Here is a 23517-nt window from a genome sequence, read left to right on the forward strand (position 1 = left end):
GGAAGTAATGGCTAATAGTGATAAAGCTCGTCGCTTAACTGCTTATGGTATTAAACAAGCTTTTTCTCAAGGAGAATGGTTAAAACAGCATTTGAGTACACTATTAATTAATTCACTAGACCGTATTTTAGTGAGCCCTTATGTCAGAGCTCAAGAAACCTTTCATCAAGTTAATCAAGCGTTTGATTTGGAGTTAGAAAATAAATTTGAAATTTGGGAGGGGATTACGCCTTATGGCCATGCGCATTCCGTCATTGATTATTTAGAAGTGCTAAAAGACGAGGGCGTTAAATCTGTATTGATTGTTTCCCATTTGCCCTTAGTGGGAGAAATTGTTGCTGAACTGTATGGAAAACGAAATCCAATATCATTTTATCCTGCAACTATTGCTCAATTATTATGGGATGGTAATAAATCAGAAATATTGATGCATCAAGCATCTCCTGTAATTTATTTAAAATAAACTATTCTTTTTTTACAAAAAATAAAATTTTTATTGGTTTTTATATAATCTATTAAAAATCAATATCTTAGATGTTGTTTTATAAAGTAATCTTTTTAAAGAAAGGTAAAGTTTTACTATTATTGTTTTTCTTTTTATGAAAATTCCCGTAAACTAAACTGCATCAAAGTAATAGGGCTTTGTAATAATCAAATTATTCTATGGAGAAAATAATGAAAAAATTAACATTAGCATTGGTTTTAGGTTCAGCTTTAGCCGTGACAGGTTGTTTTGATAAGCAAGAAGCAAAACAAAAAGTTGAGGATACGAAACAAACTGTAGCATCAGTCGCATCAGAAACAAAAGATGCTGCAGCTAATACAATGACTGAAGTAAAGGAAAAAGCACAGCAGCTTTCTACAGACGTGAAAAATAAAGTAGCAGAGAAAGTGGAAGATGCGAAAGAAGTAATTAAATCAGCAACAGAAACAGCATCAGAAAAAGCAACTGAAATAAAAGAGGCGGTTTCAGAAAAAGCAAGTGAGATGAAAGAAGCAGCATCAGAAAAAGCAACTGAAATAAAAGAGGCGGTTTCAGAAAAAGCAAGTGAGATGAAAGAAGCTGCATCAGAAAAAGCAACTGAAATGAAAGAGGCGGTTTCAGAAAAAGCAACTCAAGCAGTAGATTCAGTGAAAGAAGCGACAAAATAATAGGTTTAATTTAAATAACAAAATCCCTGTTAAAGAAATTTAACAGGGATTTTTTATAGATTAATCCAATTTGATTTTTACAAATAATATCCCGCCATTGAGCTATATACCGCATTTTCACTTTGCAGCACTTGATATTTTGCATTCAAAATCGCAAGTTGTGATGATTTTTCCGTATTGGCTGCAACTAACCATTCGCGCAATTCGGATACGCCTGCATTATAGCGATTTCGATAATATTGCGTGATACGCTGATTGTAACTATGGGTTTGCTGTAAATTACTTAATGTACTTTGCGCTTGGGTAAATGCGAAATAGTTGGTATCCACATTATTGAGAGCCGTGGTAATACGTTGTTCGTAATTTAAACGAGCTGTTTCATAGTCAGCTTCAGAAATTTTAACGTTCCATTTTACGGTGTTCCAATTTAAGAATGGCAAGCTAATTCCTACTGTGCCAGCAGCCACAGGGTTATGTAACGCCGTACCAATCGTGCTTGCTGTTGAAGAAAGGCTTGCACCTAAATTAACCTCTGGGAACCAACTTTTTTGAGTTGCTTTGGCATTTTTGAATGCACTGCTTAAACGGAATTGTGCTGCTTTTACATCAGGACGATTTGCAATTACAGACACAGGCACGTTTAAGTTTACGCCTGCTGTTTTCACATTCATAATATGTGGGAACGTGATATTTAATGCTTCATTTGGTTTTAGGTTGAGAAGATTACGCAGTGTTTGTTCTGCTGTTTTGCGTTGGGTTTCAAAATTTAATTTGTTATTACGCGCCGTTAATATGGCTTGTTGTGCTTGATCAACGCTGGCTGCATCAGCCACGCCTTGCACTAAACGCGTTTGCATAATATTGCCAATATCCGTGTAATATTTGATCGTTTCGTTGGTCGTGCTAATTGCATCATTTAAATAAGCAATTTGATAATAAGTTGTTACTACAGAATTGATTAATGATAAACGAGCCGATTCCATATCTTCTGCAGTTGCTTTGTGCGACCATTCCGCCGCATCAACAGTATTGGCCAAACGTTGCCACAGATCTAATGTATAGCTCACATTTAAAGAACCTTTGTGTGAAATGGCAGAGTTTGTACTGATATCAACTCGGCGTTGTGCTGCTGATGAAGTTGAACCATTAAATGCAGGCACTAAATTTGCACCCACTAAATTCGCACTATAAAGCGCACGGTTTACCGCTACAGCAGCTTTAGCTAAATCTTTATTGTTTGTTAAAGCTTGCTCTATAACACGATTTAATTGCGCATCATCATATAACGACCACCAATTTTCTTTTACATTATATTGCTTGGTAATTTCTTCATATTGCTTGTAATCTTCAAGGCTTGCTTGATAAGAATCGCCAATATTGGCACATCCCACCAATGCACCAGACATCAACAAAGCAAGCGTGATATTTTTCATTTTAAACATTGAATTTTCCTTTCTACGAACTAAAAAGTGCGGATGATTTTAACCGCACTTTTTTATTTATAAAATAAATATTGTGACTTTTATTTATAATGAATGTTTGTTCAGAGGCAAGTATTTTAAAGTTAAATATTGGAATTTGCACGAAAAAATTTGTATTTCCTTTACATATCAATTTATTTAACGTAAAGTCACGCTTCTTTTTTGTTTTATCCTAGGAGGATATAACATGTTTTATTACAATTCTGCAAGCAAGCAAGCAAGCAAGCAAGCAAGCAATGCTAATCTTTTCTTTTCATCTGTCAAGCTAACCACGACAGCTTAACTTATCAGCAGTTTGCTGATCTCTTCTCAAGCCTTTGCGGCGAGTGACAATTCAATTAGTACGAATTACGGCATTAAAGAGTTTGGCGTATAGCCTGATCATTGGTAATTTAAAGGATAATACAATTAATAGTAAAATTTCCAATCAGGCTTTAACGAGTTAAATGGCAAATTAGGGAAATTGGGCAGTAAATTAGAACGTGGTTTAGCGGCGGCTAACGCCCTTTCTGGTTTAGAATTGCCACAAGTGGTTGGAAAAGCGAGTTTTTCTGCTGCGGTGGGCGGTTTGTAATGCGATGGCAATTGGTGTCGGCTACACACCAAAAGCAAATATCACGTTAAAAAGCGGTATCAATTATTCTTTTCTTAAACACCTGATTTTTTCCTAACTTCGCAAAATAGATTCAATATAAAATTTTTCATTTTAAATTTCCTTTTTTGAGTGTAAAAATAGCTACCTTAGTATGTTAAAGGAAGTGGGTTTCATTTCTTATATAAGTTTTAAAGGAATTAAAATGAATGTTATTTCTGATCTTGAGCTTCAGCAAATTCGCACTCAAATGCTGACATTTGCACAATTGCAAGTAAATCAAGCTGATCTTGCCGAAGATTTAGTACAAGAAGCCTTTTTAAGTGCATTCAAAAATCTTGATAATTTTAAGCATCAATCTGCATTTAAAACTTGGATTTTTGCGATTCTTAAAAATAAGATTATTGATTATTTACGTCAGAAAGGGCGGTTTGTTTTAGAAAGTGAACTTGAAGATGAAGATACCAATAATTCATTTTTTGATGAAAAGGGGCATTGGAAACCAGAATATTACCCGAGTGAATTACAAGGCGAAGAAGAAACTGTGTATTCCGATGAATTTTGGCTGATTTTTGAAACTTGTTTGACTTGTTTACCCGCCAAACAGGCAAAAGTTTTTATGATGCGAGAATTTTTAGATCTTTCATCTGAAGAAATTTGTCAAGAAACGCATTTAACTTCGTCTAATTTACATACCACCCTTTATCGGGCTCGTTTACAGTTGCAAAACTGTCTTTCAAAAAAACTTTAGGAGAAAATTATGCGTTGTCGCCAAGCCACTCGAATGATTTCCGAATCGCACGAACGTTCATTAGATATACAAGAAAAAGTTGGGTTAAAAGTTCATTTAGTTACCTGCTCACGTTGTCGTCGTTTTCAAAGAAATTGCAAAACCTTAAGTATGATGATGAAGAAATTTAAAGATTCACATTAAGAGTGATGAAAGTATTAAAAAATCCGCTATTTTGACCGCACTTTATAGCGGTATTTCTAACTTATCCATACGGCATTTTGTAATCTCAAAGGTTTTATTTCTTCAGCTTCGCCAATAAACTCACTGCGCCCACAATTATAACTGCACCGAGCCAAAAATAGAGGTTAGGCGTATGATGCCAAAAGAGCCAGTCGAAAACGCTAGAGAAAACCACGCCAGTGAAAGCAAAAGGAGTAATAATATTGGCGGGTGCGTATTTAAAAGCGCGCGTGAGTAATAATTGGAAAATCAATCCGAAACCGCCCACCAATAGTAATAAGCCAAGCTCGTATAAATTAGGGATTTTCCATTGGTTAATAAAGAAGACTGGTAACATGAACGTACCAATCAGATGAAAATAAAATACGATATTTTTTGGTGTGTTGTATTTGTTTAATTCTTGTAAGCCAATAAATGCCATTCCCGCTAATACAGCACCAGATAATCCAATCAGCACATAAATAGGATCAACATTGCCATTGTGATTGGTGAGTAAAATAATGGAAACGCCAAGAAAACCGATTAAGCTACATAAAAGCACATTAAGCGGTGTTTTTTGATGGAAAAAAAGCAATAAAATCGGGATAAATAGGGCAGAGGTATTCATCAATAAGACAGCGATGGAAAGCGGTAAGAACTTCACGACATAAAAGTTAATCAACATATTCGATACACCCGCGGCATTACGCAGGATTAAAAATTTCCATTGACGAGTATCCACTTTAAAATCGCGATCTTTAATCACAAAAGGAAGTAAGAAAAGCAAGCCGATTAAAAAGCGTGAAAATAAGGTTTCACTTGCAGGGATTGTTTGAGAAGCGGTTTTGACAAATACATTCATCAAGGTAATGGAAAAGTACGCTGATACCATAAAACTAATCGCTTTGTGATAAAGTGAAGGAATGGAATGTGATTGCATATAGATTTTTACCTTAGAAAAGAGGGGGAGATTGGGCATCTTAACGCTTTATTATTGGTTATAACAATGGATTTTAATCAATTTCTTTAAAAATTTTGCAAAAATCTGTAAGAAATCGAATTATCCGCCGTCTAACCTTATGTAACGTTAATTTTTACTTCATAAGGAAAAGCAATGAAACTATCAAAAACATTTCTATTTATTACCGCACTTTGCTGTGCAGCACCAACTTTAGCAATACAAAATTCAACATCATCATCTGGAGAACAAAAAATGGTAATGGAAAATACGCAAAACATCCGAGAAATTTATCTTGCTGGTGGTTGTTTCTGGGGTATGGAAGCATATATGGAGCGTATTCACGGTGTGAAAGATGCGATTTCTGGCTATGCCAATGGTAATACGGGGAAAACCAGTTATCATATGATTGGGCTAACCGATCACGCAGAAACGGTAAAAGTCACTTACGATGCAAACCAAATTTCGTTAGATAAATTGCTTAAATATTATTTTAAAGTGATTGATCCAACGAGTGTAAACAAACAAGGTAACGACCGTGGTAGACAATATCGCACAGGGATTTATTATCAAGATGGGGCAGATAAAGCAGTGATCGAACAAGCTCTCGCCCAGCTTCAAACCAAATATAAAAAACCAGTACAAATTGAGGTGCAGCCGATTAAAAATTACATCGTAGCAGAAGAATATCATCAGGATTATTTGAAGAAAAATCCAAATGGTTATTGCCATATTGATATTACCAAAGCAGATGAACCTGTGATTGACGAAAAAGATTATCCGAAACCGAGTGATGCAGAACTCAAAGCGAAATTGACACCGTTGCAATATTCCGTTACTCAAAATAAGCATACTGAACGCTCTTTTAGTAACGAATATTGGGATAACTTCCAACCCGGTATTTATGTTGATGTCACTACAGGCGAGCCTGTTTTCTCTTCAAATGATAAATTTGAATCAGGTTGTGGCTGGCCAAGTTTTACGAAACCGATCATTAAAGATGTGGTGCATTATGAAACCGACAATAGCTTCAATATGCAACGTACCGAAGTGTTAAGCCGTGCGGGCAATGCCCATTTAGGACACGTTTTTGACGACGGCCCGAAAGATAAAGGTGGTTTACGTTATTGTATTAACAGTGCATCAATTAAATTTATTCCGTTAGCTGAAATGGAAAAGGCAGGATACGGATATTTGATTCAATCCATTAAAAAATAAGGAGATGTAGGATGTTAGATCAGCAACTCCTTATTGGAACTGTATTTTTAGCTGGGCTTGCTTCTTTTCTTTCGCCTTGTATTTTCCCGATTATCCCGATTTATTTCGGTATTTTGAGTAAAGGCGGTAAAAAAGTCTTAAATACTTTTTTATTTATTTTAGGGCTTTCCCTTACATTTGTCAGTTTAGGCTTTAGTTTTGGTTTTTTAGGGAATATTTTATTTAGTAACACCACCCGCATTATCGCTGGCGTTATCGTGATTATTTTGGGTATTCATCAACTTGGCATTTTCAAAATTGGTTTGTTGGAACGCACGAAATTGGTGGAAATAAAAACATCAGGAAAATCAACCGCACTTGAGGCATTTGTTCTTGGCTTAACGTTTAGTCTTGGTTGGACGCCTTGTATTGGCCCGATTCTGGCTTCCGTGTTAGCTTTATCAGGCGATGAAGGCTCTGCACTTTACGGTGCATCAATGATGTTTGTTTATGTCTTAGGGCTTGCGACCCCGTTTGTACTGTTTTCTTTCTTATCTGACAGCTTGCTCAAACGTGCCAAAGGGTTAAATAAACACTTAGACAAATTTAAAATCGGTGGCGGAATTTTAATTATCGTGATGGGTATTTTATTAATTACGAATAATTTTTCGTAAAACATAACCTCAACAAAAGAAATCTATAAAAGGAAAAAAGCAATGAAAAAACTACTATCAATATTTCTAATGGCATTCAGCCTAAACGCTTTTGCACAAACTAATTTGGCAGATGTGCAACTCAAAGATTTAAACAATCAGCCAGTTACTTTAAGCCAATATAAAGGCAAACCTGTGTATGTAAAAATGTGGGCATCTTGGTGTCCGATTTGCTTGGCGGGATTAGCTGAAATTGATGATTTAAGTGCGGAAAAAGATCGCAATTTTGAAGTGATTACCATTGTTTCGCCCGATCACAAAGGCGAAAAAGACACCGCTGATTTTATTGAATGGTACAAAGGATTGGAATATAAAAATATCACGGTGCTTTTAGATGAAAAAGGCGAAATCATTGACAAAGCAAGAGTGCGTGGCTATCCGTTCAATCTCTTTTTAGATAGCGATTTAAACCTGAAAAAAACCGTACCAGGGCATTTAGGTGCAGAGCAAATAAAAGTTTTTGCAGTGAAATAATGATGAAAAGCGGCTTATTTTTAAGCCGCTTTTTATATTCCATTTTTACAGAGTAAAGAGACAAAGTATCTAAGATTGGCGTTTGTGCATTGAGCATTTGGTAGATTGATAAAAAAACTATATTATAAGCGGTATGATTTTATTGCTTGTATAATAGTTTTTTATTTTTACGTTATCGTTACTTTTTCCAAATAACATGAAATTCGCGATCTTCTTCTCGGTGAGAAATTAAGAATTTAGCAAATACATCATCCATTTCATCTTGTTCATTGACTAAGCCCACCCACACTTCAGCGTATTCTTCTGGGTCAATCAGTACACCAATTTCTTCTTCCCAATTATCGGCGGTTTCAACGAATTCCACACCACCGCGTTCTTCAAATTGTAGGTTGAATAAAAGAATATCAGCAGGATCTAAATTTTCTCCAGCCATTTCTAAGAAAATATCGTAAGCAATATCAATGGCTGTATCTGGATCAAGTTTTTTAATTTCTGTTGTCATAGTGTTTTTATAGTAAAGGTTATGGTTAATAAAAAGTGCGGTTAAATTTTTTTCTCTTTTTAAGGGTTTTATTCCACATTGGTTAGTAGTTTAATTTCTCGGATATTCATCGAAAAACCATCAATCATCAATAAGCGTCCAGACAAATTCTTACCGATTTTTAACCGCACTTTAATTGCTTCTAAGGCTTGAATGCTTCCCACAATGCCGACGATTGGTGCAAGCACGCCTGCTTCCACACAGCTTAATACATTTTGCCCAAATAATTTGCTGAGATCACGATAAGTGGGTGTATTCGGTTCATAAGTGAAAACGGAAACCTGACCTTCCATTCGAATTGCCGCACCTGAAATCAGAGGGATTTTTGCATTATTACATTGGCGATCCAATTGATTACGGATTTCCACATTGTCTGTACAATCTAAAACAATATTAAAGTGCGGAATGATTTCAGCGAGTTTTTCTTCGTCTAACTTCGCATTAATTGTTTCGATTTTTATATGTGGATTGATTTGTTCCAGTGCAATTTTAGCTGACTCCACTTTGGGCATATTCAAGCGAGCATCGCAGTGCAAGACTTGGCGTTGAAGATTCGAAAGCGAAACTGTATCGAAATCCAACAGTGTTAAATTTCCAACGCCTGCCGCTGCGAGATATTGGCTGGCTGCACATCCTAAGCCACCAAGCCCAACGATCAGCATTTTGCTTGCTTTAAGTTTTTCTTGCCCGTCAAAATCTACGCTTTTAAGAATAATTTGACGGTTATAACGCAATTCTTCTTCGTGACTAAGTTCGATCATTTTTTATCCTAATAAATGATTGAAAGGCTCAATTGTCACTGTTTCGCCCGCAGAGACATTGCCACGTTCTTGTTCTAACACGATAAAACAATTGCTTTTTACAAAAGCACTAAAGAGATGAGAACCTTGGAAACCTACTGATTGCACTTCAATTTGGCCTTGTTCATTGATGTGATAGAAACCCCGTTGGAAATCTAAACGTCCCACTGCTTTTTTCAAATTCATTGTAGCAATGGCTGAAAAGTGCGGTGGTTTTTTCCATTGTTTTTGGCCTTGAAGTTTAGCGATTAATGGCTGAACAAGTTGATAGAATGTTACTAATGCGGAAACAGGATTGCCGGGTAAACCACAGAACCAAGCATTTTCTAATTTACCAAAAGCGAATGGTTTGCCGGGTTTGATTGCAATTTTCCAGAAATTTACTTTGCCTACTTTTTCCAATACTGCTTTAGTGAAATCCGCTTCACCAACGGAAACACCGCCACTGGTAATCACTAAATCGGCTTGGCTTTGTGCGGCAATAAATGCTTTTTCAAATTCAGCTTCGTTATCAGGTAATAGTCCTAAATCAATGACTTCACAGTGTAGTTTTTCGAGTAATAATTTTACGGTGAAACGGTTAGTGTCATAGATTTGTCCGCTTTGTAATGGTTTGCCGACTTCCACAAGTTCATCACCAGTTGAGAGTACACCGACTTTTAATTGACGATAGCATTTTACTTCTGCAATGCCTAGAGAGGCTAATAATGGCAAGGAAACTGGGGTGAGCGGTGCGCCTTGTTCTAATACAACATCCCCTTTTTTTACATCTTCACCAATACGACGGATGTTTTGATTTGGTTTAGGTAATTCACTAAAAGTGACGGTGCCGTCCTCATTGAGTGTTACTTGCTCTTGCATTATCACTGCATCTGTGCCTTCAGGAATCATTGCGCCAGTCATAATTCTGACCGCACTTTTTGATGGCCATTCCTCTTTGAATGGATTACCTGCAAAAGATTTCCCTGCCACTGAAAGGGTTAAAGATTGTTGTAAATCCGATAAACGTACAGCATAACCATCCATTGCTGAGTTATCGAAAGAGGGAACATTGATAGGCGAAATAATATCTTCTGCACAAATTCGATTGGCGGCTTCTTGTAAATTTAGGTATTCAGTTTGAGTCGGGAAGGGAAGCTGTTCAAGCATTTTCGAGCGAGCTTGATCCAATGTAAGCATAGAAAATCCTTATTTGATAAAATTTGTCAGCTATTCTATATCTAAAGCCTAATTCATTCAAATTTGCAATTTTTCTCATTTTACCATCCTATTATCCTTTGCTAGAATAGCTGATTATTTTTTTAGGAAAGACTATTATGAGCAAAATTTCACTGGATGCACTGAATGTAAGAAATGCCTTGATTGAAAAAGGTATTGAGACACCCATGATTGATCCAACACAGGCTAAAAATGAACGTCGAGAAAGCATTGCAAAACACATGCATGAAGTAATGAAGCTGATTGGATTAGATTTGCGAGATGATAGTTTAGAAGAAACGCCAAATCGTTTAGCTAAAATGTTTATTGATGAGATTTTTAGTGGAATGGATTATGCGAATTTTCCAAAGATGACAAAAATCAAAAATCAAATGAAAGTCAGCGAAATGGTACAAGTGAATGACATTACGCTAACAAGCACTTGTGAACATCATTTTGTGACGATTGATGGTAAAGTTTGTGTGGCATACTATCCAAAAGATTGGGTTATTGGTCTTTCTAAAATTAATCGAATTGTCTCGTTTTTTGCGCAACGTCCACAGGTTCAAGAACGCTTAACTGAGCAACTTTTGACAGCATTTCAAACCATTCTTGAAACCGATGATGTGGCGGTATATGTGAAAGCGACCCATTTTTGCGTGAAAGCACGTGGTATTAGAGATACAAATAGTTATACTGTCACATCTGCTTATGGTGGCGTATTCTTAGAAGATAGAGATACTCGTAAAGAATTTTTAGCCACAGTTCAAAAATAGGAAATGATAAATTGTAATCCGCACGTAAAATGTGCGGATTTTTATTTCGGGAAATTAAATATGCTATGTGCCATTTATAAAAGTAAAAAGAAGTTAGGAAGTTACCTTTATGTTGCTAATAGAGAGGATTTTTCTTTAGTTCCCAGCGTTTTACTCGAACATTTTGGTAAACCAGAATTAGTGATGATGTTTAATCTGCTTGGGCGTAAAGCACTACACAATGTAGATTGTAATGAAGTATTGGAAACAATTAAACGCCAAGGATTTTACTTACAAATAGCAAAACAAGATGATGGTTTATTTAATAGCTTGAGTGAGATCAAATAATTTGTCTATTTATAAGATAAAAAAAGTGAAAATTTGCGTTATCTCAAATTATTAAATAAAAAATTCCTTTAAAATCCACCGCACTTTTTAAAGGAGAAAAAAATGAGTAGCTTTTTTGTCGCAGGGACAGATACGAATGTGGGGAAAACAACAGCAGCGCGCGCAATGATTCAAGCCTTGCAAGGGCAGGGCGTGCAAGTTGTCGGCTATAAACCTATTGCTTGTTGTGGAGAAGAGAGTATTTATCCTATCGCGCAATCAGAAAATACATCTGATTATGATCATTTCGTAAATGCTGATGTATTAACGCTGATGCATTCAACAAAAGAAAATGTGTCTTATCAGGATATTAATAGTTATACTTTTAGCCACTGTGCACCCATGCTCACACAAGATAAAATGCGGATTAAATTAGATAAAATTAATTGTGATTTAACGCGTTTGAATCAAACTTATCAATCTGTTGTGGTGGAAGGATCTTTTGGTTTAATGACACCAATGGCAGAAGGAAAAAGTTTTGCAGATTGGATTACTCAACGAAAAATGCCAGTAGTACTTGTAGTTGGAATTAAAGATGGTTGTGTAAATCACGCTTTATTGACGGTAAAGGTTATCCAACAGTTGGGTGTGCCGTTATTAGGTTGGATAGCAAATCGAATTAATCCATTATTAAGCCATTATGCAGAAATTGTTGATTTACTTGTTGAACATATTGATGCGCCGCTTTTAGGTAAAATTCCTTATTTACATAAACCCGAAGAACAAGAATTAGGGCATTATTTAACGAATATAGATCGATTAATGTATATGCAAACAGAGTTCATAAAATAATAAAGTGCGGTTGAATTTTTTTAGTTTTGTATAAGGGCGAAATATCGCCCTTATTTTGTGTTTGAAAAGAAATATATTATTGTGATAATTAAGGTCTTACACCTAACATATGACAGATAGCATAAGTTAATTCACTACGATTTAATGTATAAAAGTGGAAGTCATTCACGCCTTCGCGAGATAAAATTTTTACCATATCCATTGCAACACTTGCTGCTACAAGATTACGTGTAGTTGGATCATCATCCAAACCATCATAGGCTTTAACTAACCACGCTGGAATTTTCACATTAGTGAATGATGCCATTTTTTGGAGTTGTTTAAAATTAGTAACAGGTAAAATACCGGGTACGATTTCAGTATCAATACCAATTGATGCACAACGATCACGAAAACGTAGGTAGTTTTCAATATCAAAGAAAAATTGTGTAATGACGTGGTTTGCACCTGAATCAATTTTACGTTTTAAATTAATTAAGTCTGCTTGTGCGGATTTTGCTTCTGGATGAACTTCAGGATAAGCGGCTACAGAAATATCAAAATCAGCGACAGAACGGAGTAATTCCACAAGATCTGACGCATAAAATGGTTTTTTCGCGTAACCTTTAGGTTCGTCACCGCGTAACGCAACAATACGGCGAATACCACTATCCCAATAATCTCTCGCAATTTGTTTTAATTCTTCAGGTGTGGCATCAATTCCAGTTAAATGTGGTGCGGCTTCTAAGCCAGTTTCTTGTTTAATGGCTTTCACAATGCCGTGAGTGCGGTCACGTTCTCCCGAATTTGCGCCGTAAGTGACTGACACAAATTTAGGCTTTAATACTTTTAAACGATGAATTGAATCCCATAGAAGGGTTTCCATTTTTTCGTTTTTAGGTGGAAAAAATTCAAAGGAGACATTAATTTTTTTATTAAAATCTGCAATATGTTGATTTAATGTATCAATTTCTTTCGCGTAGCTCATAAGGCTTCCTTTAGGATTCTAAAATAGTATTTGTACAATAAAATAGGTTTTAATATGAGTCAATTTCAATTTATTCATTAAAAGTATGATTATTATTAATAATTCAATAAATGGATAATGATTGTTCAATAATAACTAATTTTTAGATCAACACATACTCAAAACCACCGCACTTTTGTTAGCAATGATTTATCCCATTTTACAACGAAAAAGAAAGTGCGGTAATTTTTTGTATATTTTTATAGAAAGATAAATGCGTGTTAAATAAATACAATAGATTTGTTTTTTTAGCGCAAAAAATTAGCATTTTATGAAAAAACGAGTATAATACGCCGACCCTGTAAATGTGCGAATTCCCATCGTACATTATTTTATTGAGATCGCACTCGAAGGGGTGATGATTAAGATTAATGGTTGTGTTCATAAGAACACTGGGTATCAAACTAATTTTTGGTAATTAATTAATGAAAACTTTTGTAGCAAAACCAGAAACGGTTAAACGCGACTGGTACGTAGTAGATGCGACAGGTAAAACTTTAGGTCGTTTAGCGACTGAATTAGCACGTCGTCTTCGTGGTAAACACAAGGCTGAGTACACTCCACACGTAGATACTGGTGATTACATCATCGTTATCAACGCAGACAAAGTGGCAGTAACTGGTCGTAAAGAAACAGATAAACTTTACTACTGGCACACTGGCTATGTAGGTGGTATTAAACAAGCGACTTTCAAAGAAATGATCGCTCGCCGTCCTGAAGCAGTGATTGAAATTGCGGTTAAAGGTATGTTGCCAAAAGGTCCATTAGGCCGTGCAATGTTCCGTAAATTAAAAGTGTATGCAGGTGCTGAACACCAACACGCTGCACAACAACCACAAGTATTAGATATTTAATCACGAGGTTTAGAAAATGGCAGAGAATCAAAACTACGGCACAGGCCGCCGCAAAAGCTCTTCAGCTCGTGTATTTATCAAACCGGGCAGTGGTAAAATCACCATCAACCAACGTGAATTAGATGTTTACTTTGGTCGCGAAACAGCGCGTATGGTAGTACGTCAGCCATTAGAGTTGGTTGAATTAACTGATAAATTAGACCTATACATCACTGTTAAAGGTGGTGGTATTTCTGGTCAAGCGGGTGCAATCCGTCACGGTATCACTCGTGCATTGATGGAATACGATGAAACATTACGCCCAGCACTTCGTGCAGCTGGTTTCGTTACTCGTGACGCACGTCGCGTTGAACGTAAAAAAGTGGGTTTACACAAAGCACGTCGTCGTCCACAATACTCAAAACGTTAATTTTTATTTTCGTTTCCAAAAGAAAAGCAGAGAGAAATCTCTGCTTTTTTATTATTTGAGTTACTCTAACTTATTGATTATAAAACAATAAAAAAGATTATATTGGCAAATAGGTAATGCTTTATGGTAAAATGTTGCCCCTTAAAAACCTAGAATATTTTTGGATCTTCGGAGGAATAAATGTCCAGCGCATCAAGTAAACGTTCAGTAATGACCCTTTTTTCAAATAAAGATGATATTTATTGCCATCAGGTAAAAATTGTTTTGGCAGAAAAAGGTGTGCTTTATGAAAACGCAGAAGTTGATTTGCAAGCTCTACCAGAAGATTTAATGGAATTAAATCCATACGGCACTGTGCCTACGTTGGTTGATCGTGATCTCGTATTATTTAATTCACGCATCATAATGGAATATCTTGATGAACGTTTTCCACATCCTCCATTAATGCAAGTGTATCCTGTTTCTCGTGCTAAAGATCGACTTTTAATGTTACGTATTGAACAAGATTGGTATCCAACCCTTGCAAAAGCAGAAAATGGCACAGAAAAAGAAAAAACTTCAGCATTAAAACAGTTAAAAGAAGAACTATTGGGGATTGCACCAATTTTTCAACAGATGCCTTATTTTATGAATGAAGAATTTGGTTTGGTTGATTGCTATGTTGCACCATTATTATGGAAATTAAAACATTTAGGCGTGGAATTTACAGGCACAGGAAGTAAAGCGATTAAAGCTTATATGGAACGTGTGTTTACACGTGATTCTTTTTTGCAATCTGTAGGTGAAGCTGCACCAAAAAATTTAATGGATGATAAATAATGGAATATAAATCTTCTCCTAAACGCCCTTATTTATTACGCGCCTATTATGATTGGCTAGTAGATAATAGTTTTACGCCTTATTTAGTTGTTGATGCGACTTACTTAGGTGTGAATGTTCCTGTCGAATATGTAAAAGATGGACAGATTGTATTAAACTTGTCTGCCAGTGCTACGGGCAATTTACAACTTACAAATGATTTCATCCAGTTTAATGCGCATTTTAAAGGCATCTCTCGTGAACTGTATATTCCAATGGGCGCAGCCCTTGCGATTTATGCTCGTGAGAATGGCGATGGCGTGATGTTTGAACCTGAGGAAATTTATGATGAACTTAACATTGAGCCAGATACTGAACAACCAACAGGTTTTTATGAAGCAGTAGATAAGCCTAAAAAACGAGAAGAAAAAAAGAAAACAAAATCAGTTTCCCATTTAAGAATTGTGGATTAAGAAAAAACGCGATGAAATTATCATTGCGTTTATTTTTATAAATTGTCCTGTTTTGCAATAAAGTTGATAATTTTTTCTTCAATGCCTTTTGTATCCAATCCTAAATCTTCCAATGCTTCTTGCTGTGTCGCTTGGGGAATAAAATAATCTGGTAAACCAAGTTGTAAAAGTGCGGTTGATTTTCCTGATGAATTTAGTACTTCTGACACAGCTGATCCCACTCCACCTTGAATTGCATTTTCTTCTAATGTGACCAAATAATCGTGAGTTTGAGCAAGCATATTAATCATTTCAATATCAATCGGTTTCACAAAACGCATATCGACAACCGTTGCATTGAGTTTTTCTGATGCTTCTAACGCAGATGGTAATAGGGTACCAAAGTTTAAAATCGCAATTTTTTGACCCTCTCGAATTAAACGTGATTTACCGATAGGTAGCATTTCCAAAGGAGTAAGTTTTACACCAACGGCATTTCCGCGAGGATAACGCACTGCCGCTGGTTTGCCACATTGATAACCGGTATAGAGCATTTGACGGCATTCATTTTCATCACTTGGTGTCATAATGATCATATTTGGAATACAACGCATAAAGCTGAGATCAAATGCCCCTTGGTGTGTAGCACCATCTGCGCCAACTATTCCCGCTCGATCAATCGCAAATAGCACAGGGAGATTTTGAATGGCAACATCGTGAATTAATTGATCGTAAGCACGTTGTAAAAATGTCGAGTAAATTGCGACAACAGGTTTGTATCCGCCAATTGCAAGTCCTGTAGCAAACGTGACGGCGTGCTGTTCTGCAATTGCTACGTCAAAATATTGTTTTGGGAAGCGTTGGGAAAATTCTACCATACCTGAACCCTCACGCATTGCAGGTGTGATACCAATAATTTTGGCATCTTTTTCTGCCATTTCGCATAGCCAATCGCCAAAAATTTTCGAATAAGTTGGTTTACTATTGTTTTTGGGTAATTCGCCACTGATTGGGTCAAATTTTGGTACGCCGTGGAAACCAATCGGATCTTTTTCTGCAGGCGCATATCCTTTACCTTTTTTTGTTTTTATATGTAAAAATTGCGGGCCTTTCAGATTACGCATATTCGTAAGTGTTGCCACTAATTCCTCAATGTTATGCCCGTCCACTGGGCCAATATAGTTAAAACCGAGTTCTTCAAATAATGTACTTTCTGGCGAAAACATTACACCTTTCATATGTTCTTCGGTTTTTTTCATAAAGTTTTTGATTGGAGGAACTTTATCAAGGATTTTTTTACTGCCATCACGAAGTGTAGAGTAGAGAGAGCCAGAGAAAATACGCGCAAGATGATTATTTAATGCGCCAACGTTTTCTGAAATAGACATTTCGTTATCATTTAAAATAACTAACATATCTGTATGCAATGCGCCTGCGTGATTTAATGCCTCAAATGCCATTCCCGCCGTAATTGAGCCGTCACCGATGACACATACTGTTTTTCTACTTGCATTTTCTCGTTCTGCAGCGACTGCAATACCTAATCCCGCACTAATAGACGTGGAGGAGTGACCAACACTTAATACATCAAATTCACTTTCTTCACGCCAAGGGAAAGGATGAATACCGCCTTTTTGACGAATTGTGGACATTTGCTCTCGGCGACCCGTTAGGATTTTATGTGGATAAGCTTGATGTCCCACATCCCAAATTAACTGATCAAATGGCGTCTTATATACATAATGCAGTGCAACGGTTAGCTCTACAGTGCCTAAACCTGACGCTAAATGTCCGCTAGTTTGACTAACAGATTCTAAAAGATAAGCACGTAATTCTTGACAGAGTTGTGGTAGCTGATCTTTATTTAAAAGACGCAAATCTTCTGGAGAATTAATTAAAGATAAAAGAGGATAATTGTTCATATTATTAGTCATTTTAAAAACGTGATAAATTTTGACCGCACTTTTGTGAGTGTTTAACTTTTTCTGGTAATAACGAATTCAGCTAATGCACGAAGTGCGGTCGTATTAAAAGGAATTTTTTCTAATTCAGACAAAGCACTTTGATATAGATCTTGTGCTTTTTGTTTTGCGCCACTTAACCCAAGTAATTTTGGATATGTACTTTTATCTAAATCAAGATCGGCGCCGACTTGTTTGCCAATTTCTGCACTATCGCCTTCAATATCTAAAATATCATCTTGAACTTGAAAGGCTAAGCCAATGGCTTCCGCATATTGCGTTAAGGATTGTTCTAACTTTTTGTCGGTAAAATGCGGAGAACAAATGAAACCTAATTTCAATGCGGCAATTAGCAACGCGCCCGTTTTGTTACGATGGATTAATTCTAATTCGCTTAAACTAATTTGTTTATGTTCAGAAATAAGATCTAAACTTTGCCCTAAGCACATTCCTTGTACGCCTGAGCCTTGAGCTAAAATTTGAACTAAAGCCAGTTTTTGTTCAGCAGAAATATTCGGAGTTTTGGTTAATATTTCAAATGCGAAACTTTGTAGTGCATCGCCCGCAAGAATAGCTGTAGCTTCATCAAATTGGATATGACAAGTAGGATGTCCACGACGTAGATTGTCATCGTCCATCGCAGGTAAATCATCGTGAATTAAGGAATAGGCGTGAATGGCTTCAATGGCAGCAGCGACGTAATCTAAGGATTGTTTCTCTGCACCAAGCATTTGACCTGTTGCGTAAACCAAAAAAGGTCTAACTCGTTTACCACCAAGTAATAATGCGTATTTCATCGCGTCAAGCAAAGGTGCATTATGACTTTCAATGCCCTCAAATTGAGCTTCTAAAAAGTGATTAATACGATTTTGAACCTGTTGTAATTCTTCAGAAAAGTGACCCATTAAGCATTCCCTTTATAATCATTCAGTGGGGCATCTTCAGTTTTTTGCAGTAAGATCTGAATACGTTGTTCTGCTTGTTGTAAACGTTCTTGTCCTAACTTAGCGAGTTGCACACCTTGTTCAAATTCTTTTAATGCTTCTTCTAACGGTAGATCGCCATTTTCTAAATGCGTAACAATATTTTCTAACTGCGCTAATGTTGTTTCAAAATCTTGTGAAGATGCAGGTTTACGCGCCATTTAATCGTCCTTTTTCACGGTAAAAATTGCTTGCCATTGTACTGTATTTTACTTGAGTTGTTAAAAAATTATTTCAAGCTAGGACCAGTGGACTTTTCACTATCTTTGCGTAAAATACTCGCCACTTTAAATATCCAAGCTATTCATATGAAATTTATCGTTAAACTTTTTCCTGAAATTATGATTAAGAGCGAAACTGTGCGTAAACGTTTCGCAAAAATTTTAACTTCTAATATCCGCAATATTTTACAGAAATATGATGAAGAAACTGCAGTTGTACGTCACTGGGATTACATTGAAGTGCGGTCAAAAAATGAAGAAAATCGTGAAGAATTAATTGCTTTGTTACAACGTATTCCTGGTATTCATCATTTTTTAGAAGTTGAAGAAAAACCGTTTACCGATTTACATCATATTTTTGAATTGACGCTTGCTGATGTCGCGCAACAACTTCAAGGCAAAACCTTTTGCGTTCGAGTAAAACGTAAAGGAAAACATAAATTTAGTTCGATTGAAGCAGAACGTTATATCGGCGGTGGATTAAATCAACATATTGAAAGCGCAAAAGTGCGGTTGAAAAATCCAGATGTGACTGTTCGTATTGATATTGAAGATGACAAAATGATGTTAGTTAAAGCACGTCACGCAGGGATTGGCGGTTATCCGATTGGTACGCAAGAGGATGTGCTTTCTTTGATTTCTGGGGGATTTGATTCAGGTGTATCGAGTTATATGTTGATTCGTCGTGGTTCCCGAGTTCATTATTGTTTCTTTAATCTTGGCGGCGCAGCCCATGAAATTGGCGTTAAACAAATGGCTTATCATATTTGGCAACGCTATAGCGCTTCACATAAAGTACGCTTTATTGCGATTAACTTTGAGGGGGTTGTGGGGGAGATTTTAGAGAAAGTCGATAACGGCCAAATGGGGGTTGTATTAAAACGGATGATGGTGCGGGCAGCAAGTAAAGTCGCTCAACGTTTTAATATTGAAGCGATTGTGACAGGGGAGGCATTAGGACAAGTTTCCAGCCAAACTTTGACCAATTTACGCTTGATTGATGAAGCCGCTGATGCCTTAGTATTACGTCCGCTAATTACGCACGATAAAGAACAAATTATCGCAATGGCGAAAGAAATTGGCACTGACGATATTGCAAAATCTATGCCTGAATTTTGTGGTGTGATTTCAAAAAATCCTACGATCAAAGCTGTTCGCGAGAAAATTGTTACAGAAGAAAGGTATTTTAATTTTGAGATTCTTGAAAGTGCGGTACAAAATGCGAAATATTTAGATATTCGCCAGATAGCAGAAGAAACAGAAAAAGAAGTCGTAGAAGTCGAGGCAATTTCTGCATTGAGTGAAAATGAAGTGATTTTGGATATTCGTAGCCCAGAAGAAACTGATGAAAATCCATTTAAATCGGATACACATGAAGTCATTCAAATGCCGTTCTACAAACTTTCCTCTCAATTTGGTAGCCTTGATCAAAGTAAAAATTACGTGTTGTATTGTGAACGTGGTGTGATGAGCAAATTACAAGCCTTGTATTTGAAAGAAAATGGTTTTTCAAATGTGCGTGTATTTGCAAAAAACATTCATTAATTAGGATATAAAACTATGCGTAATCAAACTAAACAGCATCTTGAACAGCTTCAAATTACTATGCAGCAACTTAATTTATGGCAAACGATGCCCCCTGCTGCAGAGGCGTTTTTAAGTGAAGAACCTTTTTCAATTGATACGATGTCTGCCGAAGAATGGCTACAGTGGGTGTTTATTCCACGTATGCAGGCATTGTTAGAAAGTGGTTCTGCTTTACCAAATAAAATTGCTATTTCTCCTTATATTGAAGAAGCAATGAAAGAATTTGATGAATTGCAAAAATTATTAGCCCCTTTGGTTGCTTTGGAAGAACTTTTGAACAAGAAAGAATGTTAGAAATTTTATATCAAGATGCGTTTCTAGTTGCGGTGAATAAGCCTGCTGGCATGTTGGTTCATCGCAGTTGGTTAGATCCTCATGAAACTCAATTTGTGATGCAAACTTTGCGAGATCAGATTGGTCAGCACGTATTTCCTATTCATCGTTTAGATCGACCAACATCTGGTGTGTTGTTATTTGCATTGAGCAGTGAAATTGCGAATTTAATGTGTGAACAATTTGAACAAAAGTGCGTTCAGAAATCTTATTTGACTGTAGTGCGAGGGTATCTACAGGGAAAAGCACAGATAGATTATCCACTAAAAATTCAATTGGATAAAATCGCAGATAAATTTTCTCAAGAAGATAAAGAGCCTCAAGAAGCCGTTACTGATTATGAAGGATTAAAAATAGTCGAAATGCCCTATCCTGCTGGGCGTTATCAAACGGCACGTTATTCTTTAGTTAAATTGATCCCTCATACAGGCAGAAAACACCAATTACGTCGCCATATGAAACATATTTTTCACCCAATTTTAGGGGATACGCAATATGGTGACTTACATCAAAATCGTGCATTAATGTCACATTTAGGTTGTTCTCGATTATTTTTACATTCTGATAGTTTGTCTTTTATTCATCCAATAACGAAAGAGCAAATAACAATTACAGCAGGTTTAGATGAACAATGGCAGCAATTAATGAATCAATTTGGATGGGAAAATGTTTGATATTAACTTAACACACGAACAGCAACAAAAAGCAGTTGAACAAATTCAAGAACTTATGGCAAAAGGGATTAGTAGTGGAGAAGCGATTCAAATAGTGGCGAAAGCACTACGAGAAATTCATAAAAATGATAAAAAAACTCCAGAAAATTAAATTTTTTGTGATCTACTTATCATTTTTGAATATTGCTCGTTGCATAACCGTTCAAAATATTTAAACATAGCGAACCTAATTAGTAGGTAATAAGGCGAGAGTCTTGTTGATTTATTGTTTTAATAGGCGAAGCCTAGAGAGGTCTTTTATGGAAATTGGTATTGTAAAATGGTTCAATAATGCAAAAGGATTTGGTTTCATTTCCGCAGAAGGTGTAGATGCCGATATTTTTGCACATTATTCAGTGATTGAAATGGACGGCTATCGTTCATTAAAAGCGGGTCAAAAAGTACAATTTGAAGTTCTCCACAGCGATAAAGGATCTCACGCCACAAAAATAATCCCAATTGCGGATACTCAAGAATAATAAATACCCTAAATTTTTTTCTATTAATCCTAACTTAAAAGACAAGAATTAAAAGTTAGAAAGTCAGTAAAGGACTAAGCTTTGTGATTAAAAAAAGCTTAGTCCTTTTAGTTCGTATTAAATAAGAAATCCGCCTTTAAATTTATAAGTCCATCACTTATTCATCAACAATATCAGTAAATTCTGCACCTAATACTTTTGCTAAATCTTGTGGCGCAATTTCTACGCTTAGCCCACGTTTTCCGCCTGAAACATAAATCGTTTCAAACTCAAGTGCGGTTGAATTTATCACGGTTTTCACGCGTTTCTTTTGACCTAGCGGGCTAATTCCACCTACAAGATAGCCTGTACTTTTTTGTGCTGCATCTTTATCCGCCATTTCCACTTTTTTCACACCGATAGATTTTGCTGCTTTCTTTAAATTCAGCATATTGGCCGTTGCAAGCACAAAACAAGCGAGTTTTTTCTGATCGCCATTTTCCGCTACAAGTAAGGTTTTAAAAGAGCGGTTAGGATCAATACCTAATTTTTCGGCCGCCTCATCACCAAAATGTTGATTATTCGGATCATGATCATAAGTGTGCAAGATAAAAGGAATTTTTTGTTTTTTAAGTAAATCAATTGCGGGTGTCATTATTTCGTTTCTGGTTTTGGTGTAAAATAATGCTGATTATTTTACAGCGGAGAGAAAAATGGACGCAACCTTAAATATTGCGATAGCAGCAGAATTTGAATTAAGTGAAAAAATTGTAGAGCGTTTAGAACAAAGTGCACTTGAAATTAGCAGCGTTTCTATTGTTGAAATAACACCTTTTGAAGAAGAACAAAATATTCGTTTTCGCAATAAAGGCATTGAACAACTTTCGCCAAATGAAGTTGAATGGGCTGATTTTAATTATGTCTTTTTTGCAGGAAAACTTGAGCAAGTTGCCCATATTGCGCAAGCAGCAGAGCAGGGCTGTATTGTCATTGATATGTTAGGCGTTTGTAGTGCGCTTTCGGATGTGCCAGTTGTTGTTCCAACGGTAAATGAATCACAATTATTGGAACTGAGACAACGTAACATTGTTAGCTTGCCTGATCCACAAGTAAGCCAACTTGCTTTAACGCTTGCCCCGATTTTACAAGAAACGAATCTCAATCAAGTATTTGTCACCTCTTTATTGCCGACTTCTTATACGGATGCGGAAACCGTGACGAAACTTGCGGGACAAACAGCCCGTTTATTAAATGGCATTCCATTGGATGAAGAAGAAACTCGCTTAGCCTTTGATGTTTATCCGTATCAAGCACCTAATTTATCAAATCAATTACAACGAATTTTTCCGCAATTAGAGCGTGCTACATTCCACTCAATCCAAGTGCCTGTATTTTATGGATTGGCACAAAAAGTCACCGCACTTTCAGATTATGATTTCGACTATCAGCCTCAAAATAGCGAGCTTATCGCTTTAGAAGAAACGCTAATTACACCTGTGCTTAATGGAGAACAAGAAAATGGTGAGGAATCAGTAAAACTTCATTTAAGTCAAATAAGTGCGGTAGAAAATGGCGTAGAATTTTGGTCTGTGGCAGATGAACAACGCTTTAATCTCGCCTTACTTTCAGTGAAATTGTTGGAAGGAATTTATCAGCAAGGTTATTAATGAAATTAAGGAGAATAGTATGCAAAATATTCTATTTATTATTCATTCATCCCCTTATGGTGGATGGAAGCCGATAAAGTATTA

General features: G+C 36.3%; 30 protein-coding genes. 20 read left to right on the forward strand and 10 right to left on the reverse strand.

Annotation, left to right across the window (positions count from 1 at the left end; genetic code table 11):
* Together sixA and HMPREF2813_RS06235 are read left to right on the forward strand one after the other, a co-directional pair.
* A partial coding sequence (gene sixA / locus HMPREF2813_RS06230; protein ID WP_070647016.1) for a phosphohistidine phosphatase SixA occupies nucleotides 1-463 on the forward strand: 463 nt, incomplete at its 5' end.
* A 212-nt stretch (nucleotides 464-675) separates the two neighbouring features.
* Complete coding sequence (locus HMPREF2813_RS06235) at nucleotides 676-1152, forward strand: histone (protein WP_041174627.1); 477 nt, start codon at nucleotides 676-678, stop codon at nucleotides 1150-1152.
* Nucleotides 1153-1229: 77 nt separating this feature from the next.
* On the opposite strand, the gene tdeA is transcribed toward HMPREF2813_RS06235, so the two are convergent.
* The gene (gene tdeA, locus HMPREF2813_RS06240) at nucleotides 1230-2594 is read right to left on the reverse strand and encodes a toxin/drug exporter TdeA (protein ID WP_005662395.1); all 1365 of its coding nucleotides are present in this window, start codon (nucleotides 2592-2594) and stop codon (nucleotides 1230-1232) included.
* Between the two features lie 836 nt (nucleotides 2595-3430).
* On the opposite strand from tdeA, the gene HMPREF2813_RS06250 reads away from it, so the two are divergent.
* Together HMPREF2813_RS06250 and HMPREF2813_RS06255 are read left to right on the forward strand one after the other, a co-directional pair.
* Entirely contained in the window at nucleotides 3431-3976 is a 546-nt protein-coding gene (locus tag HMPREF2813_RS06250; RefSeq protein ID WP_005662388.1) for a sigma-70 family RNA polymerase sigma factor, read from the forward strand.
* 9 nt (nucleotides 3977-3985) lie between these two features.
* On the forward strand, nucleotides 3986-4159 hold the full coding sequence (locus HMPREF2813_RS06255; RefSeq protein ID WP_005662386.1) for a zf-HC2 domain-containing protein: 174 nt from the start codon (nucleotides 3986-3988) through the stop codon (nucleotides 4157-4159).
* 94 nt (nucleotides 4160-4253) lie between these two features.
* Here the strand turns inward: HMPREF2813_RS06255 and HMPREF2813_RS06260 are convergent, their stop codons facing one another.
* Nucleotides 4254-5117, reverse strand: a complete 864-nt coding sequence (locus HMPREF2813_RS06260; protein ID WP_005656592.1) for a DMT family transporter — start codon at nucleotides 5115-5117, stop codon at nucleotides 4254-4256.
* Between the two features lie 174 nt (nucleotides 5118-5291).
* Here HMPREF2813_RS06260 and msrAB point away from each other — a divergent pair, with 174 nt between their 5' ends.
* The 3 genes from msrAB to HMPREF2813_RS06275 are packed head-to-tail and all read left to right on the forward strand — an operon-like array spanning nucleotide 5292 to nucleotide 7519.
* The gene (gene msrAB / locus HMPREF2813_RS06265) at nucleotides 5292-6353 is read left to right on the forward strand and encodes a bifunctional peptide-methionine (S)-S-oxide reductase MsrA/peptide-methionine (R)-S-oxide reductase MsrB (RefSeq protein WP_005656593.1); all 1062 of its coding nucleotides are present in this window, start codon (nucleotides 5292-5294) and stop codon (nucleotides 6351-6353) included.
* Between the two features lie 11 nt (nucleotides 6354-6364).
* A complete protein-coding gene (locus tag HMPREF2813_RS06270) occupies nucleotides 6365-7006 on the forward strand; it encodes a cytochrome c biogenesis protein CcdA (RefSeq protein WP_005656594.1) in 642 nt (213 codons plus the stop codon).
* 42 nt (nucleotides 7007-7048) lie between these two features.
* Nucleotides 7049-7519: a redoxin domain-containing protein gene (locus HMPREF2813_RS06275; protein ID WP_005662382.1), complete on the forward strand. Its 471-nt coding sequence runs from the start codon at nucleotides 7049-7051 to the stop codon at nucleotides 7517-7519.
* Nucleotides 7520-7697: 178 nt separating this feature from the next.
* On the opposite strand, the gene HMPREF2813_RS06280 is transcribed toward HMPREF2813_RS06275, so the two are convergent.
* The 3 genes from HMPREF2813_RS06280 to moeA all read right to left on the reverse strand — a co-directional run bounded on the left by HMPREF2813_RS06280 (nucleotide 7698) and on the right by moeA (nucleotide 10039).
* A complete protein-coding gene (locus HMPREF2813_RS06280) occupies nucleotides 7698-8021 on the reverse strand; it encodes an HI1450 family dsDNA-mimic protein (protein WP_005641855.1) in 324 nt (107 codons plus the stop codon).
* A gap of 68 nt (nucleotides 8022-8089) precedes the next feature.
* A complete protein-coding gene (gene moeB / locus HMPREF2813_RS06285; RefSeq protein ID WP_014550786.1) occupies nucleotides 8090-8821 on the reverse strand; it encodes a molybdopterin-synthase adenylyltransferase MoeB in 732 nt (243 codons plus the stop codon).
* Between the two features lie 3 nt (nucleotides 8822-8824).
* The gene (moeA, locus tag HMPREF2813_RS06290) at nucleotides 8825-10039 is read right to left on the reverse strand and encodes a molybdopterin molybdotransferase MoeA (protein WP_014550785.1); all 1215 of its coding nucleotides are present in this window, start codon (nucleotides 10037-10039) and stop codon (nucleotides 8825-8827) included.
* A gap of 137 nt (nucleotides 10040-10176) precedes the next feature.
* Between moeA and folE the strand changes: the two genes are divergently transcribed.
* From folE to bioD, 3 genes are all read left to right on the forward strand, one after another.
* Nucleotides 10177-10833, forward strand: a complete 657-nt coding sequence (folE, locus tag HMPREF2813_RS06295) for a GTP cyclohydrolase I FolE (RefSeq protein ID WP_005666869.1) — start codon at nucleotides 10177-10179, stop codon at nucleotides 10831-10833.
* Nucleotides 10834-10893: 60 nt separating this feature from the next.
* A complete protein-coding gene (locus tag HMPREF2813_RS06300; protein WP_041174664.1) occupies nucleotides 10894-11160 on the forward strand; it encodes a YcgL domain-containing protein in 267 nt (88 codons plus the stop codon).
* 102 nt (nucleotides 11161-11262) lie between these two features.
* Nucleotides 11263-11991, forward strand: a complete 729-nt coding sequence (bioD, locus tag HMPREF2813_RS06305) for a dethiobiotin synthase (RefSeq protein WP_014550783.1) — start codon at nucleotides 11263-11265, stop codon at nucleotides 11989-11991.
* Between the two features lie 88 nt (nucleotides 11992-12079).
* On the opposite strand, the gene metF is transcribed toward bioD, so the two are convergent.
* Nucleotides 12080-12958 (reverse strand): methylenetetrahydrofolate reductase, encoded by an 879-nt coding sequence (metF, locus tag HMPREF2813_RS06310; RefSeq protein WP_005662370.1) that lies wholly within the window; start codon nucleotides 12956-12958, stop codon nucleotides 12080-12082.
* Nucleotides 12959-13422: 464 nt separating this feature from the next.
* Here metF and rplM point away from each other — a divergent pair, with 464 nt between their 5' ends.
* The 4 genes from rplM (at nucleotide 13423) to HMPREF2813_RS06330 (ending at nucleotide 15531) form a co-directional block, all read left to right on the forward strand.
* Nucleotides 13423-13851 (forward strand): 50S ribosomal protein L13, encoded by a 429-nt coding sequence (gene rplM, locus HMPREF2813_RS06315; protein ID WP_005628896.1) that lies wholly within the window; start codon nucleotides 13423-13425, stop codon nucleotides 13849-13851.
* A gap of 16 nt (nucleotides 13852-13867) precedes the next feature.
* On the forward strand, nucleotides 13868-14260 hold the full coding sequence (rpsI, locus tag HMPREF2813_RS06320) for a 30S ribosomal protein S9 (protein ID WP_005631594.1): 393 nt from the start codon (nucleotides 13868-13870) through the stop codon (nucleotides 14258-14260).
* A 180-nt stretch (nucleotides 14261-14440) separates the two neighbouring features.
* The gene (sspA, locus tag HMPREF2813_RS06325) at nucleotides 14441-15079 is read left to right on the forward strand and encodes a stringent starvation protein SspA (RefSeq protein ID WP_005650452.1); all 639 of its coding nucleotides are present in this window, start codon (nucleotides 14441-14443) and stop codon (nucleotides 15077-15079) included.
* A complete protein-coding gene (locus HMPREF2813_RS06330; protein ID WP_014550782.1) occupies nucleotides 15079-15531 on the forward strand; it encodes a ClpXP protease specificity-enhancing factor in 453 nt (150 codons plus the stop codon). The genes sspA and HMPREF2813_RS06330 overlap by 1 nt, the downstream gene beginning before the upstream one ends.
* A gap of 35 nt (nucleotides 15532-15566) precedes the next feature.
* Here HMPREF2813_RS06330 and dxs read toward each other — a convergent pair whose 3' ends face one another.
* From dxs to xseB, 3 genes are read right to left on the reverse strand one after another with little or no spacing between them, the layout of a single operon-like run.
* On the reverse strand, nucleotides 15567-17444 hold the full coding sequence (gene dxs, locus HMPREF2813_RS06335) for a 1-deoxy-D-xylulose-5-phosphate synthase (RefSeq protein WP_014550781.1): 1878 nt from the start codon (nucleotides 17442-17444) through the stop codon (nucleotides 15567-15569).
* A 41-nt stretch (nucleotides 17445-17485) separates the two neighbouring features.
* Entirely contained in the window at nucleotides 17486-18376 is an 891-nt protein-coding gene (ispA, locus tag HMPREF2813_RS06340; RefSeq protein WP_014550780.1) for a (2E,6E)-farnesyl diphosphate synthase, read from the reverse strand.
* Complete coding sequence (xseB, locus tag HMPREF2813_RS06345) at nucleotides 18376-18615, reverse strand: exodeoxyribonuclease VII small subunit (protein ID WP_014550779.1); 240 nt, start codon at nucleotides 18613-18615, stop codon at nucleotides 18376-18378. Before xseB ends, ispA begins: the two co-directional genes overlap by 1 nt.
* A 147-nt stretch (nucleotides 18616-18762) precedes the next feature.
* Here xseB and thiI point away from each other — a divergent pair, with 147 nt between their 5' ends.
* The 5 genes from thiI to cspD all read left to right on the forward strand — a co-directional run bounded on the left by thiI (nucleotide 18763) and on the right by cspD (nucleotide 21787).
* The gene (thiI, locus tag HMPREF2813_RS06350) at nucleotides 18763-20220 is read left to right on the forward strand and encodes a tRNA uracil 4-sulfurtransferase ThiI (RefSeq protein WP_014550778.1); all 1458 of its coding nucleotides are present in this window, start codon (nucleotides 18763-18765) and stop codon (nucleotides 20218-20220) included.
* 15 nt (nucleotides 20221-20235) lie between these two features.
* A complete protein-coding gene (locus HMPREF2813_RS06355; RefSeq protein ID WP_014550777.1) occupies nucleotides 20236-20556 on the forward strand; it encodes a YqcC family protein in 321 nt (106 codons plus the stop codon).
* Nucleotides 20550-21269 (forward strand): tRNA pseudouridine(65) synthase TruC, encoded by a 720-nt coding sequence (gene truC, locus HMPREF2813_RS06360; protein ID WP_014550776.1) that lies wholly within the window; start codon nucleotides 20550-20552, stop codon nucleotides 21267-21269. The genes HMPREF2813_RS06355 and truC overlap by 7 nt, the downstream gene beginning before the upstream one ends.
* The gene (locus HMPREF2813_RS06365; protein ID WP_005628875.1) at nucleotides 21262-21420 is read left to right on the forward strand and encodes a YoaH family protein; all 159 of its coding nucleotides are present in this window, start codon (nucleotides 21262-21264) and stop codon (nucleotides 21418-21420) included. Before truC ends, HMPREF2813_RS06365 begins: the two co-directional genes overlap by 8 nt.
* A 148-nt stretch (nucleotides 21421-21568) precedes the next feature.
* Nucleotides 21569-21787, forward strand: a complete 219-nt coding sequence (cspD, locus tag HMPREF2813_RS06370; protein WP_005652728.1) for a cold shock domain-containing protein CspD — start codon at nucleotides 21569-21571, stop codon at nucleotides 21785-21787.
* Nucleotides 21788-21944: 157 nt separating this feature from the next.
* On the opposite strand, the gene ybaK is transcribed toward cspD, so the two are convergent.
* A complete protein-coding gene (gene ybaK, locus HMPREF2813_RS06375) occupies nucleotides 21945-22421 on the reverse strand; it encodes a Cys-tRNA(Pro) deacylase (RefSeq protein WP_005631703.1) in 477 nt (158 codons plus the stop codon).
* Between the two features lie 58 nt (nucleotides 22422-22479).
* On the opposite strand from ybaK, the gene HMPREF2813_RS06380 reads away from it, so the two are divergent.
* Complete coding sequence (locus tag HMPREF2813_RS06380) at nucleotides 22480-23433, forward strand: oxidoreductase (protein WP_005671319.1); 954 nt, start codon at nucleotides 22480-22482, stop codon at nucleotides 23431-23433.
* Nucleotides 23434-23517: the final 84 nt, after the last annotated feature.

The sequence above is a fragment of the Haemophilus sp. HMSC066A11 genome (assembly GCF_001811665.1).
Classification (GTDB): domain Bacteria; phylum Pseudomonadota; class Gammaproteobacteria; order Enterobacterales; family Pasteurellaceae; genus Haemophilus; species Haemophilus influenzae.

Coding starts and splice junctions, on each gene's coding strand:
- HMPREF2813_RS06280 (WP_005641855.1), bottom strand. CDS start 8,021: ATGACAACAGAAATTAAAAAACTTGATCCAGATACAGCCATTGATATT.
- thiI (WP_014550778.1), top strand. CDS start 18,763: ATGAAATTTATCGTTAAACTTTTTCCTGAAATTATGATTAAGAGCGAA.
- moeB (WP_014550786.1), bottom strand. CDS start 8,821: ATGATCGAACTTAGTCACGAAGAAGAATTGCGTTATAACCGTCAAATT.
- tdeA (WP_005662395.1), bottom strand. CDS start 2,594: ATGTTTAAAATGAAAAATATCACGCTTGCTTTGTTGATGTCTGGTGCA.
- folE (WP_005666869.1), top strand. CDS start 10,177: ATGAGCAAAATTTCACTGGATGCACTGAATGTAAGAAATGCCTTGATT.
- xseB (WP_014550779.1), bottom strand. CDS start 18,615: ATGGCGCGTAAACCTGCATCTTCACAAGATTTTGAAACAACATTAGCG.
- ybaK (WP_005631703.1), bottom strand. CDS start 22,421: ATGACACCCGCAATTGATTTACTTAAAAAACAAAAAATTCCTTTTATC.
- bioD (WP_014550783.1), top strand. CDS start 11,263: ATGAGTAGCTTTTTTGTCGCAGGGACAGATACGAATGTGGGGAAAACA.
- HMPREF2813_RS06255 (WP_005662386.1), top strand. CDS start 3,986: ATGCGTTGTCGCCAAGCCACTCGAATGATTTCCGAATCGCACGAACGT.
- HMPREF2813_RS06270 (WP_005656594.1), top strand. CDS start 6,365: ATGTTAGATCAGCAACTCCTTATTGGAACTGTATTTTTAGCTGGGCTT.
- moeA (WP_014550785.1), bottom strand. CDS start 10,039: ATGCTTACATTGGATCAAGCTCGCTCGAAAATGCTTGAACAGCTTCCC.
- HMPREF2813_RS06250 (WP_005662388.1), top strand. CDS start 3,431: ATGAATGTTATTTCTGATCTTGAGCTTCAGCAAATTCGCACTCAAATG.
- HMPREF2813_RS06380 (WP_005671319.1), top strand. CDS start 22,480: ATGGACGCAACCTTAAATATTGCGATAGCAGCAGAATTTGAATTAAGT.
- HMPREF2813_RS06355 (WP_014550777.1), top strand. CDS start 20,236: ATGCGTAATCAAACTAAACAGCATCTTGAACAGCTTCAAATTACTATG.
- sspA (WP_005650452.1), top strand. CDS start 14,441: ATGTCCAGCGCATCAAGTAAACGTTCAGTAATGACCCTTTTTTCAAAT.
- ispA (WP_014550780.1), bottom strand. CDS start 18,376: ATGGGTCACTTTTCTGAAGAATTACAACAGGTTCAAAATCGTATTAAT.
- HMPREF2813_RS06235 (WP_041174627.1), top strand. CDS start 676: ATGAAAAAATTAACATTAGCATTGGTTTTAGGTTCAGCTTTAGCCGTG.
- rpsI (WP_005631594.1), top strand. CDS start 13,868: ATGGCAGAGAATCAAAACTACGGCACAGGCCGCCGCAAAAGCTCTTCA.
- dxs (WP_014550781.1), bottom strand. CDS start 17,444: ATGACTAATAATATGAACAATTATCCTCTTTTATCTTTAATTAATTCT.
- HMPREF2813_RS06275 (WP_005662382.1), top strand. CDS start 7,049: ATGAAAAAACTACTATCAATATTTCTAATGGCATTCAGCCTAAACGCT.
- HMPREF2813_RS06330 (WP_014550782.1), top strand. CDS start 15,079: ATGGAATATAAATCTTCTCCTAAACGCCCTTATTTATTACGCGCCTAT.
- cspD (WP_005652728.1), top strand. CDS start 21,569: ATGGAAATTGGTATTGTAAAATGGTTCAATAATGCAAAAGGATTTGGT.
- metF (WP_005662370.1), bottom strand. CDS start 12,958: ATGAGCTACGCGAAAGAAATTGATACATTAAATCAACATATTGCAGAT.
- truC (WP_014550776.1), top strand. CDS start 20,550: ATGTTAGAAATTTTATATCAAGATGCGTTTCTAGTTGCGGTGAATAAG.
- rplM (WP_005628896.1), top strand. CDS start 13,423: ATGAAAACTTTTGTAGCAAAACCAGAAACGGTTAAACGCGACTGGTAC.
- HMPREF2813_RS06300 (WP_041174664.1), top strand. CDS start 10,894: ATGCTATGTGCCATTTATAAAAGTAAAAAGAAGTTAGGAAGTTACCTT.
- msrAB (WP_005656593.1), top strand. CDS start 5,292: ATGAAACTATCAAAAACATTTCTATTTATTACCGCACTTTGCTGTGCA.
- HMPREF2813_RS06365 (WP_005628875.1), top strand. CDS start 21,262: ATGTTTGATATTAACTTAACACACGAACAGCAACAAAAAGCAGTTGAA.
- HMPREF2813_RS06260 (WP_005656592.1), bottom strand. CDS start 5,117: ATGCAATCACATTCCATTCCTTCACTTTATCACAAAGCGATTAGTTTT.